This window comes from Parabacteroides sp. AF27-14 (assembly GCF_003635425.1).
GTDB lineage: Bacteria > Bacteroidota > Bacteroidia > Bacteroidales > Tannerellaceae > Parabacteroides > Parabacteroides distasonis.
Map to the genome: position 1 here is coordinate 1 of NZ_QTLZ01000019.1, position 20,210 is coordinate 20,210.

The following is a 20,210-nucleotide window of genomic DNA, read 5'->3' on the forward strand; positions in this document are numbered from 1 at the left end:
TCTCTATTTTAAATTCCAACTGAAAACAAACACGCGAAATTAGACATCCTGACAAATTATATCTTTTGCGGCAAGTTGTTTTATTGACGAATAGCCACTATATTTGTACGTTGTTTTAAACAGAGTACAGACTAAATTAAAAAGTAAAGCATATGCACAATTGGTTTGAATGTAAGGTCTCTTACGAGAAAATGCTGGAAAATGGCATGCAGAAAAAAGTAACCGAGCCTTACTTGGTAGATGCCCTGTCTTTTACGGAAGCGGAAGCTCGCATCATCGAGGAGATCCGCCCCTTCATCACGGGTGAATTCACGGTAACAGACATCAAACGAGCTCGTTTATCCGAATTATTCTTCAACGAGAATGGTGATCGGTTCTATAAGATCAAGGTTTATTTTATCACGTTGGACGAGAAGAGCGGAGCGGAAAAGAAAACCGCCGCACAAATGCTTGCCCAAGCCACTACGCTGAAAGAGGCCATCGCCGTATTGGAAGATGGAATGAAGGGTACATTGGCGGATTATACCATCGCCTCGGTAACGGAAACCCAGTTGATGGATGTATTCCCATTCGACGCGAACAGTATTCCCGGCGAGAAGAAAAGTGGCGAGGAACTGATAGCGGAGCAAAAACAACAAGCTGAACAAAGAGGATAAAAACATGAGTATCGCTCAAAACATAGTACAACTGAAAACGTCGCTCCCGCAAGGGGTGACGTTGGTTGCCGTCTCTAAGTTTCACCCGGTGGAGGCTCTATGGGAGGCTTACAACGCCGGACAGCGGGTGTTTGGCGAAAGCAGGGCACAGGAACTGAGCGCCAAGCAAAAAGTACTACCTGAGGATATCGAATGGCATTTTATCGGCCCGTTACAAAGCAATAAGGTAAAAGATATCGCTCCTTTTATTCATTTGATCCATAGCATAGACTCCTTGAAGCTTTTGGCTGAGGTGAATAAACAAGCGAAAAAACACGACCGCACGATCCGGGTATTATTGGAGATCCATGTGGCGCAAGAGGAATCCAAGCACGGACTCAGTCCTGAGGAATGCAAGGAGTTGTTGCGTGACGAGTCCTTGGCCGAATTCCAGCATATTCGTATTTGCGGATTGATGGGCATGGCTACCAATACCGATGATACGGGGTTGATACGGGAAGAATTCCGCAAGATCCATGATTTATTTATCGAACTGAAAGAGACGCTCTGTAAAGATAATGTCGATTTCAAGGAGATATCCATGGGGATGAGCCACGATTACCCGATCGCTATCCAAGAAGGAAGCACCTTGATACGGGTGGGTACCAGTATCTTTGGCGAACGGGAATATTAAAGTAATTATTAAATCTAAATATAGGCAACATGATTGACATTAAAACCCAATACGCGGGGTTAACACTTCGCAATCCGATTATCGTAGGGAGCTCCGGACTCACCAATAAGGCGGAACGTAACAGGGATTTTGAGAAAGCAGGTGCTGGAGCTATCGTATTGAAATCTCTTTTCGAAGAGCAGATCGAGATGCAGAGCGAGGCTTTGATGCAAGACTCCGATTACCCCGAAGCGGCGGATTATATCCGTGGTTATGTAAAAGCGAATCAAGTAAATGATTATCTGGAACTGATCAAGAAGAGCAAGGAATTATGTACGATCCCCATTATCGCCAGCATCAATTGCTATAAGGCGGACGCTTGGATCGACTTTGCCCGCCAAATTGAGTTAGCGGGAGCGGACGCTTTGGAATTGAACGTGTTCTTCATGGAAACCGAACTGACCGAAGATTTCGAGAGTATCCGGGATACGTATGTCAGTATCATCCGCAAGGTAAAAGAGACCGTATCGATTCCGGTTATCATGAAGATCGGAAAGAATTACAGCAATATTCCTTCGCTGGTTAATTTGTTGAAAGTAAACGGTGCTGATGGTGTCGTGCTATTCAACCGTTTCTACCAGCCGGATATCGACATTAATAATATGCAGATCGTTTCGGGTAATGTATTTAGCAATCATTCCGATTTGAGTGACACGATTCGCTGGACGGCTATCGTATCCGGAAAGATCCCGGGAATCAGTATCGCTTCCTCTACCGGTGTGCATGATTGGGAAGATGTCGTTAAATGTCTATTGGCCGGCGCTTCCGCCGTACAGATGTGTAGCGCTGTCTATACACATGGAGCGGAAATCATCTCCCAAGTATTGACTTGCGTGGAAGAGTGGATGCATCAGGCACATTACCAATCCCTTTCCCAATTCCAAGGCAAATTGAATTACGCCAATATCCCGAACCCGGCGATGTATGAGCGTTCACAATTCATGAAATATTTCTCCAACAGAGATTAAAAGAAATACCTAGTAGTAGAGACGGGGCACGCCCTGTCTCTACTATAGGGTAATATACAATAGTCTTAATTATTTTCTACTAGAAAGTATTTTTATTGGAAAATAGTTATATCTTTGCATCATCAAACAAGTTATAAAGAAATATGGAACCAATTTGCGCCATAAAGGATATCTATAAGATACTGTACCAGTTCGAGAAAAATTTCTCGGAAGTACATGCTATCACCATCAACGAGGCCATGTTGCTTTGTTGCTTAAAGGATAATGAGGCAAAGTCGGCGGGAATGATTTGCGATTATATCGGTCTTTCAAACTCCCGGGTCTCAAAGGTGATCACCTCTGTCGAGAACAAGGGGTTTATCCGCAGGAACATCAATAAAGAGGATAAGCGGCAAATGTTTTTCTCGCTCACCCCAAAAGGGAAAGAGAAAATACAACAGATGATGCAGGCCGAGCTAAACATGGACAGCCTGTTCAATCAACTCAAAGAATACATACAAAAGGGATGAATCCCTTTTTTAACTAATTATTGTCTACTAACAAATATGTATAATACAAATTAAATAAAAATAGATATGAAGTATTTGATTATTGGAGGTGTAGCCGGTGGAGCTACCGTAGCAGCCCGGCTGCGTAGAATGGACGAGAAAGCGGAAATCATCCTTTTCGAACGTGGAAAATATGTTTCTTACGCAAACTGTGGATTACCTTATTATATAGGAGACACGATCAACGACCGGAATAAATTATTCGTACAAACCGTGAAAGGCTTCACGGATCGATTCCGCATCGATATCCGTACGGAGCAGGAAGCAACCCGACTCCTTCCCGAATCCAAGCAAGTGGAGGTAAAGAAACTCGGCACAGGAGAAACCTACACGGAGACTTACGATAAACTAGTGCTCTCTCCCGGTGCGGAGCCTTTGCGTCCACGCATCGAAGGAATCGAGAATAAAAAGATATTCACGTTACGTAACGTGCCGGATACGGACACGATCAAGAATTACGTGAACACGGAAAAGCCCCGTACCGCCGTTGTTGTAGGGGGTGGTTTCATCGGCTTGGAGATGGCGGAGAATTTGCATGAGCTGGGTATCCACGTCACCGTCGTGGAAATGGCTAACCAAGTGATGGCACCCCTCGACTATTCCATGGCCGCTATCGTACATCAGCAATTGATCGGCAAGCAGGTAGGCTTGATGCTGGAAGATGGCGTATCTCGTTTCGAGGAGATTTCCGGAGGCGTGACCGTTCATTTGAAAAGTGGGAAGCAGATCCCGGCGGATATGGTTTTATTGAGTATCGGTGTCCGTCCGGAAACCCGATTGGCCAAAGAAGCGGGACTTACGATCGGAGCACTCGGCGGTATCACTGTCAATGAATATATGCAGACCTCGAACCCGGATATTTATGCGTTGGGAGATGCCGTGGAAGTACGCCACCTCGTGACAGGCAAACCAGCCTTGATCCCATTGGCGGGTCCAGCGAATAAGCAAGGACGTATCGTAGCCGATAATATCGTATCCGGCAATAAGGAAACTTATGACGGGACGATGGGAACCTCTATCGCCAAGGTATTCGACTTGACGGTCGCCACGGCGGGAGCTAACGCTAAGCTGTTGAAACGGGAAGGAATCGCTTATCAATCCTCCTATACGCATGGAGCCTCGCATGCGGGATATTACCCGGGAGCCGTGCCTTTATCGATCAAGATATTGTTCGCACCGGAAGACGGACGACTGTTAGGGGCGCAAGTCGTAGGTTTCGGAGGCGTAGACAAACGGATCGAGATGTTAGCGCAAGTGATCCAGCGGAAAGGTACGGTCTATGACCTGACGGAGTTGGAACATGCGTATGCTCCTCCTTATTCAGCCGCTAAAGATCCTGTAAATATGGCCGGGTTCGTAGTGGAGAACCTGCTTACGGGAAAAGCGAAAGCGATCCAGTGGAGAGAGATCCAGAACTTATCGCCAGATACCGTACGTATCGATGTCCGTACCCGTGACGAGTACAGCTTAGGGACAATCCCCGGCTTCATCAATATCCCGGTTGATGAGTTAAGAGAACATTTGGCGGAACTGCCCAAGGATAAACTGATCGTAGTGACTTGCGCCGTTGGATTAAGGGGCTATTTGGCTTATCGCATCCTGACTCAAAATGGCTTCACGAATGTCCGAAACCTATCCGGTGGTTACAAGACTTGGAGTGTAGCGACAGCAAAGATCAAGAATGAGCCGGCCTGCGCACCTTGTTCGTCCGAAGCTGTTTCTGATAAGGCATCTGGTAAAAGTAGCTCTTGCAAATCGACTCCGGCAGCTACGGCGATTAAGGTAGACGCTTGCGGATTAATGTGTCCGGGACCGATCATGCAGTTGAAAAAGAACTATGAGAACTTGCGGGAAGATGAGTCATTGGAAATCACCGCAACAGATCAGGCTTTCGGAAAAGATGTCTCTTCATGGTGCAAGATAACCGGGGCAGAGTTAGTCTCTCTGGAAAATAAGGGAGGCACGATCGCCGCCACGGTACGAAAAAAAAAAGCTGAATGCAAAATAGCGACAGGTGGTAATAGTGCCGACAACAAGACATTGATCGTTTTCAGCGATGACCTCGATAAGGCGTTGGCCTCATTCGTCATAGCGAACGGGGCTGCCTCCACCGGAAAGAAGGTGACTATGTTCTTTACTTTCTGGGGACTTAACGTGATTAAGAAACGGGAAAAACCTGCCGTATCAAAAGATATCTTCGGCAAGATGTTTGGCTGGATGCTTCCGGCAAATAGCGAAAAGCTGAAACTATCTAAAATGAATATGGGTGGAGCCGGCAGTTGGATGATGCGCCTTATCATGAGGAAGAAACGGATCGACAGCTTGGAAAGCCTTATGGCACAAGCCGTAGAGAATGGTATCGAGATGATCGCCTGCACGATGAGTATGGACGTAATGGGCGTCAAAAAAGAAGAACTGATGGATAACGTTGTCCTAGGAGGCGTAGCCACCTATCTGGAACGTGCGGAAGACGCGAACGTAAACTTATTCATCTAATTCATTCAAAAAAAATATCCCAGCATATCCACAATAAGGACAATGCTGGGATATTTTATATAAATGATCTGATGCTTATTTAATCATATCAAACCCAGTGTAAGGGATCAACGCTTTCGGGATGCGGATACCTTCGGGGGTTTGGTTGTTTTCCAATAAGGCGGCTACGATGCGAGGCAAAGCCAAGGCACTACCATTCAAGGTATGGCAAAGTTGCGTTTTCTTATTCTCGTCACGATAGCGGCATTTCAAGCGGTTGGCTTGATACGTATCGAAGTTGGACACGGAGCTAACTTCCAACCAGCGTTGTTGTGCCTCGGAATACACCTCGAAGTCAAAGCAAAGGGCAGCCGTGAAACTCATATCACCCCCACAAAGACGAAGGATGCGATACGGCAACTCCAACTTCTGAAGTAATCCCTCCACATGATTCAACATCTCTTGGTGAGATTGCTTAGAGTGCTCCGGTTTATCGATCCGAACCAACTCCACCTTAGAAAATTCGTGCAAACGATTCAAACCGCGTACATCCTTGCCATAAGAACCTGCCTCACGACGGAAGCATTGTGTATAAGCGCAATTCTTGATCGGTAACTGCTTCTCATCCAGAATGACATCCCGGTAAATATTTGTCACGGGCACCTCCGCCGTCGGGATCAAATATAGGTCGTCTACCTCGCAATGATACATCTGTCCCTCCTTATCCGGAAGCTGCCCCGTACCATAACCGGAAGCCGAGTTCACCACCGTAGGCGGCATGATCTCCAAGTAACCGGCGTCACGGGCCTCATCCAAGAAGAAGTTGATCAACGCACGTTGCAAACGAGCGCCCTGTCCTTTATAGACCGGGAAACCTGCTCCCGTGATCTTAACACCCAGATCGAAATCAATCAAATCATATTTCTTCGCCAATTCCCAGTGCGGAAGAGCGTTCTTCGGAAGTTCCGTTTCCATACCTCCCATTTTCTCTACCACATTGTCCTCGGCGGAGGTACCCTCGGGCACCTCATCGTAAGGTACGTTCGGGATCGTATAAAGTAAGTTCTGCAGCTCCTCGGCAGCCTGATCCATCTCAACCTGCAAAGCCTTGCTCACCTCCTTGATCTCGGAAACATGTTTCTTAGCGGCCTCCGCCTCTTCCTTCTTGCCCTCTTTCATTAATTGTCCGATCGACTTCGAGGTTGCGTTTACCTCCGCTAGGTTCTTATCTAATTGATTTTGTGCGATACGTCTTTTATCATTCAATTCCAACACTTTATCGATGCTTTCTTTCGCACCCTTAAAATGTTTCTTTTCCAGTCCACGGATTACGGCATCCGTGTTTTCAGTGATTAATTTGATTGTCAACATATTCTATTTATGTTTAATAGTTTTTCTAAGACGCGAATTTAGTAATTTTATTTTACCCGACCACCCGTTAACCAAGTTCTTGTATAATAAGGTTCGCTAAGGCTACTTACCATCACGCCGCTAGAAGTACTGGTATGGATGAAGCGCCCATTTTTCAAGTAAATCCCCACGTGATTCGGAACGCCACGCTTCCCGCCACGGCCCGTCTTGAAAAATACCAGATCTCCTTCCTGCAATTTGGCACGACTCACTTTCTTGCAATTATACTTCAGCATATCCGCCGAGGAACGAGCCAGCTGCTTTCCGTATACCTCCCGATAAACGATCGATACGAAACCGGAGCAATCCACGCCCCGTTTCGTGCTCCCTCCCAATTTATGACGTACACCCAACCAACGGGCCCCCTCGTTGTACAAGAATATATTATCTTCCGGTGTGATACGTACCCCATATAAGCGAGCCAACTCCTTCGGTCCCTTGAAATCGGCGGGCAAAGCTACTTTTTGTTGTTTTTTGCTACCGCACGAGGTCAGACATATAAGCAGGAAAAAGATCCGGATAAACCCTAAAGGAATGCTATTCTTCATATCGTTTTCTCTTAATTAAGGCACGAATATACACATAAAGTTTAGAATGCCCATTATAAGGTTCCTACAATGGGCATTGTAAGGTCGTTAGAATGCCCATCGCAAGGAGCTTTGAATGGGCATCCAAGTTCAAGAAGGTTGAGCAGCTTTCAGATAAGCGTTGAACGCCTCTTTGTAGGCATCCGTCACGTGGATAATCTCCTTCCCGATATAAACGCAATTATTCCGGTCGACGGAGCGGATCTTATCCAACGCCACGATATAAGAACGATGGACCCGCATAAAGCGACCGGAAGGCAGCATCTCTTCCATGGCCTTCATCGTCACGTGGGTGATAAGCGGACGGGCCTCCCCTTCCAGATAGATCATCACGTAATCCTTCAAACCCGTCACGTATAATATCCGGGAGATTTCCACCTGCCGCAACTGGCTATCCACCCGCACGAAAAGGCTGCCTCTCTCCTCCTTCACGCTACTCATCTCAAACCATTGGCGGGCCTTCTCCGCAGCTCCGAGAAACTTATGGTATCGGATGGGCTTCAGCAGGAAATCGAGGGCATTCACCTCATAGCTATCAAAGGCATACTCCTTAAAGGCGGTCGTGAAGATCACCCTCGTACCGGGGGGCACCATGCGGGAGAGGTTCAGCCCGTCCAGATCCGGCATCTGAATATCCAAGAAAAGCACGTCCACCGAAGACTCACGCAACGTGGAGAGTGCCAGTACCGGATCATTGAAGGAAGCCGCTAGCCTCAGATAAGGCGTACGGCTTACGAAGTCCTCCAGCATCTTCACCGCCAAGGGCTCATCGTCTACGATCATGCAAGTCAGTGTTTTCATAAGCAGTCTCGAAGTGTTATTTGAACAAAGTAACTATTTTCCCGGAGCTCCTGATCATATCGGTAACGACCGGGATAAGCCAGATCCAGCCTACGCCTCAGGTTTTCCAACCCGATCCCCGATCCGCTACGGTTCACATCCGGTTTCGGATGGTCGCTATTCTCGCAGGTAAAAACAAGGTCATCTCCTTCCGCCTTGAAACGAATACGTACGAACGACGACTTACGGCTATTCACGCCATGCTTGAATGCGTTCTCTATTAAAGAGATGAACAAAAGCGGTACGATCCTCATCGGTTTAGGCGGAACTTGCAAATCCACTTCCACGGTAGCCAGTTCATTGCAGCGCAACCTCATCAGCTCGATGTAATTATTCATGAACTCGATCTCGCCTTCCACCGGTACCAGCTCATGGTTCGACTCATAGAGCGTATACCGCAGCAAATCGCTCAATTGCCCGATACTTTCTTGCGCCGTATCTTGGTCTATCTGGACCAAGCTGGATATATTATTCAAGGTATTAAAGAGAAAATGCGGATTCAACTGGTTCTTCAGCCAAGCCAGTTCCGCCTCGGCGTTTTTCTGCCGTTCCTCTTTCAAACGCATCTGCATATCGCCCCAGCGTACGATATAACGGAATCCCACGGCACATCCAACCACTAGCAAATGTAAGAAGAACGCTCCGAAAGCGACCATATACATTCCCGAACGCCATTCGTCCGGGAAATCCGCCTTAGGAGAAAATATCCATAGGTTAGCCCCCGTGATCAATAGCAAATTCATCAACCCAAAGAGCATCTTCCGATCCCGATAAAGCAAATAGGGAACCAATACATAGAAATTAGCGGTGAAAACAATAGCCAACGGAGTAATGAACCCCGTATTAATCTTCCACACCTCGAAAGCCGAACTCGGATTAAAGCGTATGAAAAAATCGATCGCAGGAGGAATCAGCCATAAGGTGATCCACAATAAAGCCTGTCCTCCCGCCAATATATAATCTTGCCTCGTGAGTTTCATAATACGTTTTTTATAAAAGTAAGCGAATCTAACGCCTGCGCCTATGAACGCAAGCGTTTATTCGACGAGTGGCAGGGTCGCTTTAGACGAAAAAGAATTATCGCTTCTGGATACGAGCCGCATAGCCTCCACCGGGAGCCATACGGATCTTTAATTTGCGATCTGTCGGGACTGGGATTACCTCTTTCTTATAATCACGGGCAGCACGATCGGCATTTATGCCATCCTTGAATAATTCCAAAGTATAATCACCTTCGCCCAAGAAAGACAGGTCTAAATCCAGCTCCCTCGGCGTCCAGTTGGTCAATGCCCCGATATACCAATCATTACCATGACGGCGGGCGATCGCTACATACTCGGAGACCTTTCCATCTAATGAGACCGTCTCATCCCAGATAGTGGGAATGTTAGAGATAAACTCCGTACATTCCTTTTCCCTCCTGTAATTAGACGGGGCATCGCACAACATATTGAAAGGAGACTCGAAGATCACGTAAGTAGCCAACTGGCGGCAACGGGTTCCTTGGCTCATCGGCTCCGAGTTTACCGGGCGATAATTACCTTTAACGGCGTTACGCATAGCGCCTTGCGTATAATCCATCGGGCCGGCGATCATACGGATGAATGGGATCGTGACATCGTACGTCACCATATCGTAAGACTCGGGAGACCATTTCAGTTGCTCCAAGCCATTCACACCCTCATAGTTCAATACGTTCGGATAGGTCCGTTGAAGACCTGTCGGCTTGAATACACCATGGAAATCCACAAGCATCTTATATTTCGCGCATACCTCGGAGGCCTCATAAACAAAGTTCACCATTTCCTGATCGTCACGATCCAAGAAATCCACCTTGAAGCCTTTCACGCCCATATCCGAATAATGCTTCACGACATTCTCCATATCACGGGCGAAAGCCCAATAACCCGCCCAAAGGATAATTCCGACATTCTTGAACTTACCGTAATCCACCAATTCTTGAAGATCGATCTCCGGTATTACTTGCATCATGTCCGCTTGCAGGTTCACGGCCCAGCCCTCATCCAAGATTACGTACTCGATGCCATGCTCGGCGGCGAAGTCGATATAATATTTATAGGTGGGATTATTGATTCCGGCACGGAAATCCACACCGTATAGATTCCAGTCGTTCCACCAATCCCAAGCCACCTTACCCGGCTTGATCCAAGAGATATCGTTTACCCGGGAGGGAGAAGCCAGGCGGTAGACCATATCGCAATCGGCCAACTCCTTATCATTCCGGGAGATTATAAACGCACGCCAAGGGAAAGAACGGGTTCCGGATGTTTTGGCGATATAGTTCTCACGCTCTTTCACCAACATCTGTAACTGATTATGGCCGCCTTGCTCCTTCACTTTCGGATAAGGCGCATGAACCGCTTTCAAGGAAGTTTTTCCCGTCTCGTTATTCAAGAACATCCCGGGAAAATCCTCTAGATCGGCTTCCGTGATACAGACCTTGCGACCGTCTCCCAGATCCACCAAAAGAGGCAGGATCTTCAGGCGTTTATCATTTAGGCTAGAGATCGTCTCGTTTACGTAGGGCTGCTCGAAGGAGTTGAAGAATTGCTCCTCGAACGTCGGCTTCGTACTATTCACGTAAGCGGTGAATGTCTTATAATCCGAGGGGAAGTTATAGACGGCCTCCTCGTCGGCGATAACGATCGGTTCCTTTCTTTTCGTCGTGAAACGGTAAGCGACTCCATCGTTATACACCCTAAAAACCAGCCCGTAGTTTCCCCGGAACGAGATTTGCATCTCATTATAGATATCCTTTACTACGTCCTTCTTATAGAACGGAGAGGGTATTTCCTTGTCTACCGAGGTCTTCGTCACTTTCAAGACTTTCGGGTTAGCACCAAGTACCTCACCTCCTTGTAAAGTCATAGATACGGTAGAATTCATCACCTCCGAATGATCCTGTACGATAGCGAAAGTGACTTTATCGGCTACCGTAACCTCCACCTTTATATCCCGGTTCGGAGACTGGACTTGGTAATTCTTCTGGGCGATCGACGGGATAGCGCCCATTAAAAAGAGAAAAGCAAATAGAATGTTTTTACTCATGGTTTATTGATTTAAGTTTGTTTATGAATACAAATATATATTATCTTTGTCATATTCATAACAAAAAACAAATAATACCGAAATGATGAGACTTCACAAAATCCTCTTAACGCTCGTATGTTTCACGGTTCTCTCCGCTCACGCACAATGGAAATGGCTCAACCCGCTCGAATGTGGATTCCCTGTCATACAAAACCAAGGATGGACCGAAGAGATCGGAGACCGTTACGTTCGGCTTCCCCAAAGAGCCGAAGGCAAGGTACGTAAACCCGTCTGGGATTTATCGCGCAACTCCGCCGGGTTGGCGATTCATTTTTTCAGCAACGCCCCTGAACTAAAAGTACGCTATCAAGTAAGTGGACCGCTGAATATGCCACATATGCCCACGACAGGCGTATCCGGTGTAGATCTATATAGTATCGATAGCGATGGCCAATGGAGATTTTATTTCGGCGGTTATCCTTCCGGAGATACGCTTCAATATCATTATACGAACATAGGCAAAGATATGTATCATGACAGGGGCTATGAGTTCCGCCTCTACCTGCCTCCTTATAATACGATAAAGTGGTTGGAAATCGGCGTGCCCGAAAACGATGAGCTTACGTTTATCCCCGTATCGCCCGAGAAACCGATTCTTTTATACGGAACCTCGATCGCCCAAGGCGCATGCGCCTCTCGCCCGGGCATGACTTGGGGCACGATCTTGCAGCGTTCTCTGGGATATCCGCTTATCAACCTAGGCTTCTCCGGTAACGGACGTTTAGAGAAAGAGGTATTGGATTTTATTTGTGAGATAGACGCACGCCTTTATATCCTTGACTGCCTGCCCAACCTCACGCCAAAGAGCAAAGATGAGATCACGCAACTCGTATCGGACGCAGTCAAGCAAATACGTGCCACCCACTCCTCTCCGATCTTATTAGTGGAGCATGCCGGATATAGCAACGCACTCGCTGACGATACGAAGTTACAAGATTATACACGCATGAACGAAGGAGCTAAAAAAGCATTCGAGGAATTGCAGGCACAAGGGATAAAAGATATCTACTACCTTACACGAGAAGAGTTGGGACCGCACCCGGACGCTTGGGTAGATTACGTCCATCCTTCCGACTGGGGCATGGAAACACAGGCGAACGCCGTAGAGCGGAAAGTACGGGAAATATTACGCATCCCCGAAGGTAATCTCTCCACTACACAGCCTGTCACCCAGCGCCGGGAACCCAATAATTACGAATGGCAAAAACGTCACCGGGATATTCTCTCGCTGAATCAAAGCAACCCGCCTCGACGGGTGATCCTAGGTAATTCCATCACGCATTTCTGGGGAGGAGAGCCCAAAGGACCGTCCGTGCGAGGTATGGAAACATGGGAGAAAATCATGCGTCCGGCTGGATTCCACAATCTCGGATATGGTTTCGACCGTATCGAGAACGTACTTTGGAGAGTCTATCATGGTGAATTGGATGGATACAAGGCTGAGGAAGTAGTATTGATGATCGGCACGAATAACATCGGAATCAACAATGACAACGAGATCGTGGAAGGCATTCGTTTCTTGCTTTCCGCCATCAAGCAACGGCAGCCGGAGGCCAAGATCAAGGTAATCGGCATCTTGCCCCGCCGCAACCAAGAAGAACGGGTAAGGAATCTCAATCTCCGCATCCGTCAAATGGTCGAGACCGGATGGTACACGTTCAAGAACCCGGGTACGAAGTTGCTTCAGGAAGACGGCAAGATAAACGAATCCTTATTCTCAGACGGATTACACCCGAACGAGGAAGGCTATAAACAAATCGTGGACGAGATCGCCCATTAAGCGATAGTCCCTTTACTCACGAATCAATCCGAGCAACATACGCAACGCCGCCTCTGCCGACAAGCGAATGTTCTCCATACGAGGATTCTCCCCGAAATGATAGCACTCGGAGAGAATCCTTTCCTCATAAGCGGCGGCGATCCAGACCGTTCCTACCGGTTTCGAGGGAGTCCCGCCTCCCGGCCCGGCGATCCCGGAGGTAGCGACGGCACAATCACATCCCAATACCCGCATAGTTCCACGGGCCATCTGCTCCACGACCGGCTGGCTTACGGCCCCGAAAGTGTTCAAGTCCGCCTCGGAGACACCGAGCACATGATGCTTCACCTCGTTGCAATAGGCTACCACGCCCCCGGTGAAGTATTCCGAGCTGCCCGCCATGGAGGTTATCATGCTGGCGATCTTTCCGCCTGTACAACTCTCTGCCGTACCCATCATCAGGTGTCCTGATTTGAGTGCGTCCGCTACTTCTAACTCTATTGGTAAATCATCTACTTCCATTGTTATAATGATACTAGGAGTTTCATTATGGGAAAACAATAGTTTCATTAGGAAGAAACTTTTGTTTTCCCTAGAAGAAACTTTTGTTTCTCTATAGTAAAACTATTTTCCTATAAGACAACCCTAGAAAAAGGAGCGGCATCCATCGGACAGAACTCCTTATCCATATACTTATAATATCCCGTGATAGCTACCATAGCGGCGTTATCCGTGGTGAACGAGAACTTCGGGATATGCACTTTCCAGCCATAACGTTTGGCGTGATCCAAGAATGCCTCACGCAAACCGGAATTGGCCGATACACCTCCGGCGACGGCTACTTCCTTTATATGCAAATCCTTCGCCGCCTTACGCAATTTACTCATCAAGATATCGATTACCGTAGCTTGCAAGGAAGCGCATAGGTCTCGCTTGTTCTTCTCGATAAAATCCGGATCATCTTTCAAATGATCACGCAAGGTATATAAAAAGGAGGTCTTCAGGCCACTGAAGCTATAGTCATATCCGGGGATATGCGGCTTACTGAACGTAAAGGCATTCGGATTGCCCTCGTTCGCCAAACGATTCACGACTGGGCCACCGGGATAACCCAGTCCCATCACCTTGGCGCATTTGTCGAAAGCCTCTCCCGCTGCGTCGTCGATCGTCTGGCCGATCACCTCCATATCATTATAAGCGTTCACCTTTATGATTTGCGAGTTACCGCCCGAAACCAACAAGCAAAGGAAAGGAAACGAGGGAGCATGGTCATCGTCCGGAGTCTCCTTGATAAAATGAGCCAACACGTGAGCCTGTAAGTGATTGACCTCGATCATCGGGATATCCAAGGAAGCGGCCAACCCCTTGGCGAACGAGGTCCCGACCAATAAAGAACCCATCAAACCCGGCCCACGAGTAAACGCCACGGCACTCAACTCGGACTTATCGATGCCGGCACGCTTGATGGCCTCGGCTACTACCGGAATAATATTCTGCTGATGGGCACGGGAAGCCAACTCGGGGACAACCCCGCCATAGGCCTCATGAACGGCTTGACTGGCTATTACGTTGGACAGCATCACGCCGTCACGGATCACCGAAGAGGAAGTGTCATCGCAAGAAGACTCGATTCCTAATATCGTTATACTCATATCTTCATTCTTTTTTCCGCGAATTAACGAAATCTATCGCGATATTGTTGTAGATTTGCGCTAAATAAATAGAAAAGATATCAGAGGACTTAAATACATAATCATTACCCTGCTTACATTATTCTGGATATTCTATGCGTTGCCGGGCATCTTACTGAGAATTCCTTATATTCAAAACAAAGTATCAGAAGTAGCCACAACCCAGTTATCCGGCCACCTCGGTGTGCCCGTAAAGATCGGTAACGTGGATATCGAATGGTTCAATCGTCTGGTACTGGAAGGGCTTTATCTGGAAGACCAAGACGGGAAAGTCATGTTCGAGGCGAATCATGTGGCGGCGGGATTCGAGATCATGCCGTTACTGGAAGGGAAGTTTGTCTTCACGACGGTACGCTTGTTCGGTTTCTCCTTCAATCTACGGAAACACACGCCCCAAAGCCCTTTGAACCTACAATTCGTGATCGACGCTTTCGCCAGTAAGGATTCGATAAAGAAAGAGAAGAATATCGATCTCCGTTTCAACTCCATCATGATCCGAAGAGGTAATTTCAGCTATAACGTGGATAGCGAGAAAGAGACCCCGGGAAAGTTCAACGCCAAGCATATCGATATCAAGAACCTGAGTGCCAAGATATCCCTCAAGGCTTTTAACAAGGACAGCGTGAACGCCCATATCAAGAAGATGAGTTTCGATGAGGCGTCCGGTTTCTCCTTGAATAAGTTATCGCTGAACGTGGTCGGGAACCGGGATAGCGCTTTCGTGCAGGACTTCGAGGTACGCTTGCCGCAGACAGACTTGAAGATCGGGCGTGCCCGGATCGATTTAAGCGAGATCGATAGCCTTCCCGCTCTCTTGAACAACGCTCCGATCGATTTGAATATAACACCTTCGCAAATCTGCCTGAAGGACTTATCCCCTTTCGTCCCGGCGTTCAAGAACTTCGCCGACACGATCGAGTTATCGGCCGAGGCAAACGGCTACATCAATAATTTCAACTTGAAGCGCCTCACCTTGAAATATAGCGATAAGATGCTGTTTATCGGCCAGATGGAATTAAAGAACATCACCCATCCCGAGGAAACGTATCTTTTAGGGAAGGTGAATAAGATGTATATCACGACAGACGGCATCTCCAGTTTGGCCAATAACTTCAATGAGCGTCCGAAGAGTCTCCCGGCCCCGGTCGTCAAATTGGGGACGATCAATTTCACGGGCGAGATATCAGGCTTTTTTGATAACCTAGTCGCTTTCGGAAAATTATCGTCTTCCATCGGCTCCATACAGACAGACTTGATATTTGGTAGCAACAAGGATAAGAATATAGCCGCTTACCTACGGGGACGCATCGCCTCCAGCAACTTGCAGCTCCATGAGTTATTTGGCGAGAATAATCCTTTCGGGGAGGCTCGCTTCGACATCAATATCGATACCCGTAGACCTGTTGGCGGAAATTTCTCCGGAAATATCCAAGCACAAGTCAAGGAGTTCGATTATAAAGCTTATAAATACAAGGATATAAATCTTTCCGGTAATTTCAAGAAGAGTAGTTTCGATGGGACTATCCATGTAAACGATCCCAATGGCGAGTTATACGCCCAAGGTATCTTCCAGCACCAAGGGCAAAACTCCTTGTTTAATTTCACCGCCCGCCTCGATCATTTCCGGCCGGACCGATTGAACCTGACGGACAAATATGAGGCGCCGAATATCTCCTTGGCTTTAAACGCGGATTTCACCGGAGATAATATCGATAATCTGGAAGGTAGCATCACGTTGGACAGTCTTTCTTTCGAGACCACTCCCAGCAGCTTCTTCCTTAAGAAATTCGAAGTAGTTGCCTCGGGGCATAGTCTCGACCGGCAATTAACCATAACGTCCGATATCTTGAATGGAGAGGTCACCGGGTCTTACTCATTCAACACGCTAATCCCCAGCCTTATGAATACGTTCAAGGGATATGTGCCAGCCTTGATCAACACGACCCAGAAAAAACAAATCGTGAAGGAGAATAACTTCGCCCTCCTATTAACGATCGAGAATACGGAAGCGCTTTCTACGACATTGAAACTACCGTTCACGATGGTGCAACCCGGACGGATCACGGGACATTATAATAATATTTATAATAAGTTCCGTATCGAGGCGTGGCTTCCGAAGTTCAATCTCGGGAAATCCATGTTCGAATCCGGTTACTTGGTCTGCGACAATCCGAACGATAAGGTAAACCTCCAATTAAAAACGATTAATTATAACGACAAGGGACTGCGTAACTACCTTGATATCAAAGCAGACGCTAAAGATAATCTGGTGAACACCCTGATTGGCTGGGCGAATAATAAAGAGCGGTTATTTAAGGCCGACATCTCCGCCTCTACCCTTTTTGTCGAAGAGGAAAGCGAGAAAGGGCCGGCCAAGTTACGTACGGAAGTCACGTTGAATAAAAGCCCCCTCATTATTAAAGACACGCTCTGGACCATCAATCCGGCGAATATAACGATTCGTGAGGGCAAGATCGGTATTGAGCATTTCCGGGTAGATCATGAGACCCAGTATTTATCGATGGAAGGGACGATCTCGAAAGATCCGGCAGATACTTTATTGGTAGACTTGAAGCAAATAGAGCTGAGTTATGTCTTCGACGTATTGAATATCCCAGTCTTGCAATTCGGGGGTGAGGCGACCGGTAAGTTCTATGTGAACGACTTATTCAATAGCCGCATGCTAAATACGGATCTGGAAGTAAAGAATTTCTCATTCAACCAAACCCCCTTGGGTCGCCTCAATCTCTTCAGCGAATGGGACGACGCACAGAAAGGTATCCTTATGCTGGGAAGCATCTACAAGAACGACAGCACTTGGACGGATGTGAACGGTTATGTATTTCCAGTCGGGCCCAATGCGGGGCTATCCTTGTATTTCGATGCCAATGATATCAATCTGGCCTTCTTGCAACCCTTTGTCGATACGGTCATAAAGAACTTGCAAGGCCGGGGATTCGGAAGTATACATTTGCACGGCCCCTTTAAGGAGCTGAATGTCGAGGGAGATGCCTATGTCATGGATGGAGGGGTAGGCGTTGATTTCTTGGATACGTATTATACCTTCTCCGATTCCGTCCACCTTGACTCTACGTCCGTCAATTTACGGAATATCACGGTCAAGGATCAATTCGGCAACTCCGGAAAAGTCAGCCTTAAGTTCAATCATCTGCATTTCCGGGATTATAGCTTCCTCGTAAACGTGCAGGGTAATAAGATGTTGATGTATAACGCCAACCAGAAAAAGAATCCGCTGATCTATGGAACGGTATTCGCCAGCGGAACGGCGCAAATCAAGGGCAACGGTAAGTTGATAGACTTTGATATTAACATGAAAAGCGAACCTAAGACCGCTATTTATCTGGACTTCATGAATAATAACTCGGCTACGGACTATGATTTTATCACGTTCGTCGATAAAAGCAAGTTGGCCGCTAACGTAGATTCCACGTCCACACACCCATTGAATATCGTACACGAGACAGACGAGGGAGCCGAGCTACGAATGAACTTCCTCCTTGATATCACACCCGATGCCGATATAGAGCTAATCATGGACCCGATAGCGGGAGACCGTATCAAAGGAAACGCCAGTGGAAGTTTACAAATACAATATGGAACAAGAAGTGATCTTCGTATGTATGGCGACGTGAATATCGTACAAGGAAACTATAATTTCAGCTTACAGCAAATCATCCATAAAGACTTTAAGATCAGAGACGGTAGCACGATCAATTTCCGTGGCGATCCCTTTAATGCCCATATGGATATCAATGCGATCTACAATCTGACCGCAAATATCGGAGACTTGGATCAGAGTCTCTTACTAGAAAGTTCTCGAACAAACATACCCGTCAATTGCGTCTTAAACCTTGAAGGCGCATTGCGCAGCCCGTCTATTTCCTTCGACTTAGAATTTCCGAACTCTAACGAGGAGTTAGAGCGTCAAGTCAAAGCGTTTATAGACACAGAGGATATGATGACTCGGCAAATTGTTTATTTGCTGGTGTTAAATAAATTCTACACACCAGAATATGCCCAAACGAGTTATAAGTCTAGCGAGTTAAACGCCGTGGCTTCATCCGCTATCTCAGCGCAATTATCCAATCTATTAGGTAGTTTCACGGATAAAGTACAAATAGGGACAAACATACGAGCGGGACAGGACGGTTTCAAGGAAGACACGGAATATGAGATGATATTATCCAGCCAGTTGCTAAACAACCGCTTATTGATCAATGGTAATTTCGGTATGAGAAATACGGTCACTACAGGCAAAAATAACACTTTTATCGGAGAGTTCGACCTAGAATATAAGTTGACCCCCTCCGGTGAGATCCGGCTAAAGGCTTATAACCATGCCAGAGATATGTATTTCGGCCTGAAGCAAGCATTAACCATACAAGGTGTAGGTATCATGTACCGGAAAGACTTCACGAACTTCTCTGAGATTTTCAGGAGAAGAAAGAGGCCTCTTTTACCCTTGATCCCCAAAGACTCTACGAATGTCCCTCCCGTAGTCAAAGACTCAACAAATCTTTCACTGCCGACTGATAAGAAGTAAGGGAAGTACTTTTCAATACTTTCTTGCGAAGCCTTTTATCGGCCTCCGGCAAAAGATAATCCCAGATTGTCTTCATTTTAGATAATACCTGATGCTCGCCACCTTCCAACCGGGCAGCATATTCATCCATCAACGACTCATGGAACATGACTAGTTTATCCCGCCTCTCATTCACGGTCAAGACCTGTCCGGACACAAACTCAGTGGCCAGCCAAGGAGAGGCCAATAACCCTCGTCCCAGCATGATCCCGGCAAGCCCCGGAAAACGCTCCTTTATTCCTCGGATATCTTCCAGCCCCACTAAATCTCCATTATAATATAAGGGAAATTCACATTCATCATAAAAACGAGAGAATCCATCCCAATCGATAGCTCCTTTATATTGCTGTATCCCTAACCGGGGATGCAAGGTTATATGCTTCAAAGGTAACTTATTTAATAAGGAAAGAAGCACGAATGACTCATCCGTACACTCCCACCCCAAACGCATTTTCACCGAAAAAGAAATATCCGGGAACTCCTCAATCGTACGTAATAAAGACTCGGCCTCTTCCTTGTACCGCAAAAGTCCCGAGCCTCTATGCGCACGGACCTGCATAGGGAAAGGGCATCCTAAATTAATATCCGCTTCCTTGTATCCATTCTCTTGGAATAAACGCACGATCGGCCGAAACTCGTCTGGTGTGGAAGCGATCAATTGCGGCACGACATGTACCTGCCTATTTCTATCGCAAGCGATATCCTTCAAGTCCTTATTCCGGAAACCACCTTTCTCTATCCTTACGAAAGGAGTATAATAGGTATCTACGCCCCCGAATACTCGGGTATGCGCCTCTCTATAAACCGAATCCGTATATCCTTGCAAAGGAGCGAAATGAATGACTGCCAT

The 20,210-nt window shown here is 47.0% G+C and carries 15 protein-coding genes; 7 read left to right on the top strand and 8 right to left on the bottom strand.

All coding sequences use genetic code 11. The features are described 5' to 3' along the window. Positions 1–152: 152 nt before the first annotated feature. The 5 genes from DWY79_RS16830 (at position 153) to DWY79_RS16850 (ending at position 5,380) form a co-directional block, all read left to right on the top strand. Positions 153–656 (top strand): DUF4494 domain-containing protein, encoded by a 504-nt coding sequence (locus DWY79_RS16830; protein WP_005855722.1) that lies wholly within the window; start codon positions 153–155, stop codon positions 654–656. A 4-nt stretch (positions 657–660) separates the two neighbouring features. After that, positions 661–1,329, top strand: coding sequence for a YggS family pyridoxal phosphate-dependent enzyme (locus DWY79_RS16835; protein ID WP_022193158.1), 669 nt, complete (start codon positions 661–663; stop codon positions 1,327–1,329). 29 nt (positions 1,330–1,358) lie between these two features. Then, positions 1,359–2,336: a dihydroorotate dehydrogenase-like protein gene (locus DWY79_RS16840; RefSeq protein ID WP_005855718.1), complete on the top strand. Its 978-nt coding sequence runs from the start codon at positions 1,359–1,361 to the stop codon at positions 2,334–2,336. A 143-nt stretch (positions 2,337–2,479) separates the two neighbouring features. Next, positions 2,480–2,845 carry a MarR family winged helix-turn-helix transcriptional regulator gene (locus DWY79_RS16845; RefSeq protein ID WP_005855716.1) on the top strand — a complete coding sequence of 122 codons (366 nt, stop codon included), beginning with the start codon at positions 2,480–2,482 and terminating at the stop codon, positions 2,843–2,845. Between the two features lie 66 nt (positions 2,846–2,911). Next, entirely contained in the window at positions 2,912–5,380 is a 2,469-nt protein-coding gene (locus DWY79_RS16850) for a DsrE/DsrF/DrsH-like family protein (protein WP_122369862.1), read from the top strand. A gap of 75 nt (positions 5,381–5,455) precedes the next feature. Here DWY79_RS16850 and serS read toward each other — a convergent pair whose 3' ends face one another. The 5 genes from serS to DWY79_RS16875 form a co-directional block, all read right to left on the bottom strand. Beyond that, complete coding sequence (gene serS, locus DWY79_RS16855) at positions 5,456–6,730, bottom strand: serine--tRNA ligase (RefSeq protein WP_009276314.1); 1,275 nt, start codon at positions 6,728–6,730, stop codon at positions 5,456–5,458. Positions 6,731–6,777: 47 nt separating this feature from the next. Next, positions 6,778–7,317 carry an NlpC/P60 family protein gene (locus tag DWY79_RS16860; protein ID WP_122369864.1) on the bottom strand — a complete coding sequence of 180 codons (540 nt, stop codon included), beginning with the start codon at positions 7,315–7,317 and terminating at the stop codon, positions 6,778–6,780. 129 nt (positions 7,318–7,446) lie between these two features. Beyond that, positions 7,447–8,157 carry a LytTR family DNA-binding domain-containing protein gene (locus DWY79_RS16865; protein WP_005865412.1) on the bottom strand — a complete coding sequence of 237 codons (711 nt, stop codon included), beginning with the start codon at positions 8,155–8,157 and terminating at the stop codon, positions 7,447–7,449. Then, positions 8,154–9,176 (bottom strand): sensor histidine kinase, encoded by a 1,023-nt coding sequence (locus tag DWY79_RS16870; RefSeq protein ID WP_122369866.1) that lies wholly within the window; start codon positions 9,174–9,176, stop codon positions 8,154–8,156. Before DWY79_RS16870 ends, DWY79_RS16865 begins: the two co-directional genes overlap by 4 nt. Before the next feature lie 97 nt (positions 9,177–9,273). After that, a complete protein-coding gene (locus DWY79_RS16875) occupies positions 9,274–11,265 on the bottom strand; it encodes a glycoside hydrolase family 97 protein (protein WP_122369868.1) in 1,992 nt (663 codons plus the stop codon). 82 nt (positions 11,266–11,347) lie between these two features. Between DWY79_RS16875 and DWY79_RS16880 the strand changes: the two genes are divergently transcribed. Beyond that, positions 11,348–13,087, top strand: a complete 1,740-nt coding sequence (locus DWY79_RS16880; RefSeq protein WP_121961306.1) for an SGNH/GDSL hydrolase family protein — start codon at positions 11,348–11,350, stop codon at positions 13,085–13,087. Positions 13,088–13,099: 12 nt separating this feature from the next. On the opposite strand, the gene DWY79_RS16885 is transcribed toward DWY79_RS16880, so the two are convergent. Together DWY79_RS16885 and tsaD are read right to left on the bottom strand one after the other, a co-directional pair. Continuing rightward, positions 13,100–13,636, bottom strand: a complete 537-nt coding sequence (locus tag DWY79_RS16885; RefSeq protein ID WP_005865405.1) for a CinA family protein — start codon at positions 13,634–13,636, stop codon at positions 13,100–13,102. Positions 13,637–13,698: 62 nt separating this feature from the next. Then, positions 13,699–14,718 carry a tRNA (adenosine(37)-N6)-threonylcarbamoyltransferase complex transferase subunit TsaD gene (gene tsaD, locus DWY79_RS16890; protein ID WP_005865403.1) on the bottom strand — a complete coding sequence of 340 codons (1,020 nt, stop codon included), beginning with the start codon at positions 14,716–14,718 and terminating at the stop codon, positions 13,699–13,701. 139 nt (positions 14,719–14,857) lie between these two features. Between tsaD and DWY79_RS16895 the strand changes: the two genes are divergently transcribed. Then, positions 14,858–19,321: a translocation/assembly module TamB domain-containing protein gene (locus DWY79_RS16895; RefSeq protein ID WP_122369870.1), complete on the top strand. Its 4,464-nt coding sequence runs from the start codon at positions 14,858–14,860 to the stop codon at positions 19,319–19,321. On the opposite strand, the gene DWY79_RS16900 is transcribed toward DWY79_RS16895, so the two are convergent. Beyond that, positions 19,278–20,210 (bottom strand): tRNA-dihydrouridine synthase family protein, encoded by a 933-nt coding sequence (locus DWY79_RS16900; RefSeq protein ID WP_005865399.1) that lies wholly within the window; start codon positions 20,208–20,210, stop codon positions 19,278–19,280. The two genes, DWY79_RS16895 and DWY79_RS16900, sit on opposite strands and share 44 nt — an antisense overlap.

Excerpts from the sequence above, each read along its gene's own strand:
- DWY79_RS16880 (WP_121961306.1), top strand. The coding sequence starts at position 11,348 with ATGATGAGACTTCACAAAATCCTCTTAACGCTCGTATGTTTCACGGTT.
- DWY79_RS16885 (WP_005865405.1), bottom strand. The coding sequence starts at position 13,636 with ATGAAACTATTGTTTTCCCATAATGAAACTCCTAGTATCATTATAACA.
- DWY79_RS16875 (WP_122369868.1), bottom strand. The coding sequence starts at position 11,265 with ATGAGTAAAAACATTCTATTTGCTTTTCTCTTTTTAATGGGCGCTATC.
- DWY79_RS16900 (WP_005865399.1), bottom strand. The coding sequence starts at position 20,210 with ATGGCAGTCATTCATTTCGCTCCTTTGCAAGGATATACGGATTCGGTT.
- tsaD (WP_005865403.1), bottom strand. The coding sequence starts at position 14,718 with ATGAGTATAACGATATTAGGAATCGAGTCTTCTTGCGATGACACTTCC.
- DWY79_RS16835 (WP_022193158.1), top strand. The coding sequence starts at position 661 with ATGAGTATCGCTCAAAACATAGTACAACTGAAAACGTCGCTCCCGCAA.
- DWY79_RS16830 (WP_005855722.1), top strand. The coding sequence starts at position 153 with ATGCACAATTGGTTTGAATGTAAGGTCTCTTACGAGAAAATGCTGGAA.
- DWY79_RS16860 (WP_122369864.1), bottom strand. The coding sequence starts at position 7,317 with ATGAAGAATAGCATTCCTTTAGGGTTTATCCGGATCTTTTTCCTGCTT.
- DWY79_RS16840 (WP_005855718.1), top strand. The coding sequence starts at position 1,359 with ATGATTGACATTAAAACCCAATACGCGGGGTTAACACTTCGCAATCCG.
- DWY79_RS16845 (WP_005855716.1), top strand. The coding sequence starts at position 2,480 with ATGGAACCAATTTGCGCCATAAAGGATATCTATAAGATACTGTACCAG.
- DWY79_RS16865 (WP_005865412.1), bottom strand. The coding sequence starts at position 8,157 with ATGAAAACACTGACTTGCATGATCGTAGACGATGAGCCCTTGGCGGTG.
- DWY79_RS16850 (WP_122369862.1), top strand. The coding sequence starts at position 2,912 with ATGAAGTATTTGATTATTGGAGGTGTAGCCGGTGGAGCTACCGTAGCA.
- serS (WP_009276314.1), bottom strand. The coding sequence starts at position 6,730 with ATGTTGACAATCAAATTAATCACTGAAAACACGGATGCCGTAATCCGT.
- DWY79_RS16870 (WP_122369866.1), bottom strand. The coding sequence starts at position 9,176 with ATGAAACTCACGAGGCAAGATTATATATTGGCGGGAGGACAGGCTTTA.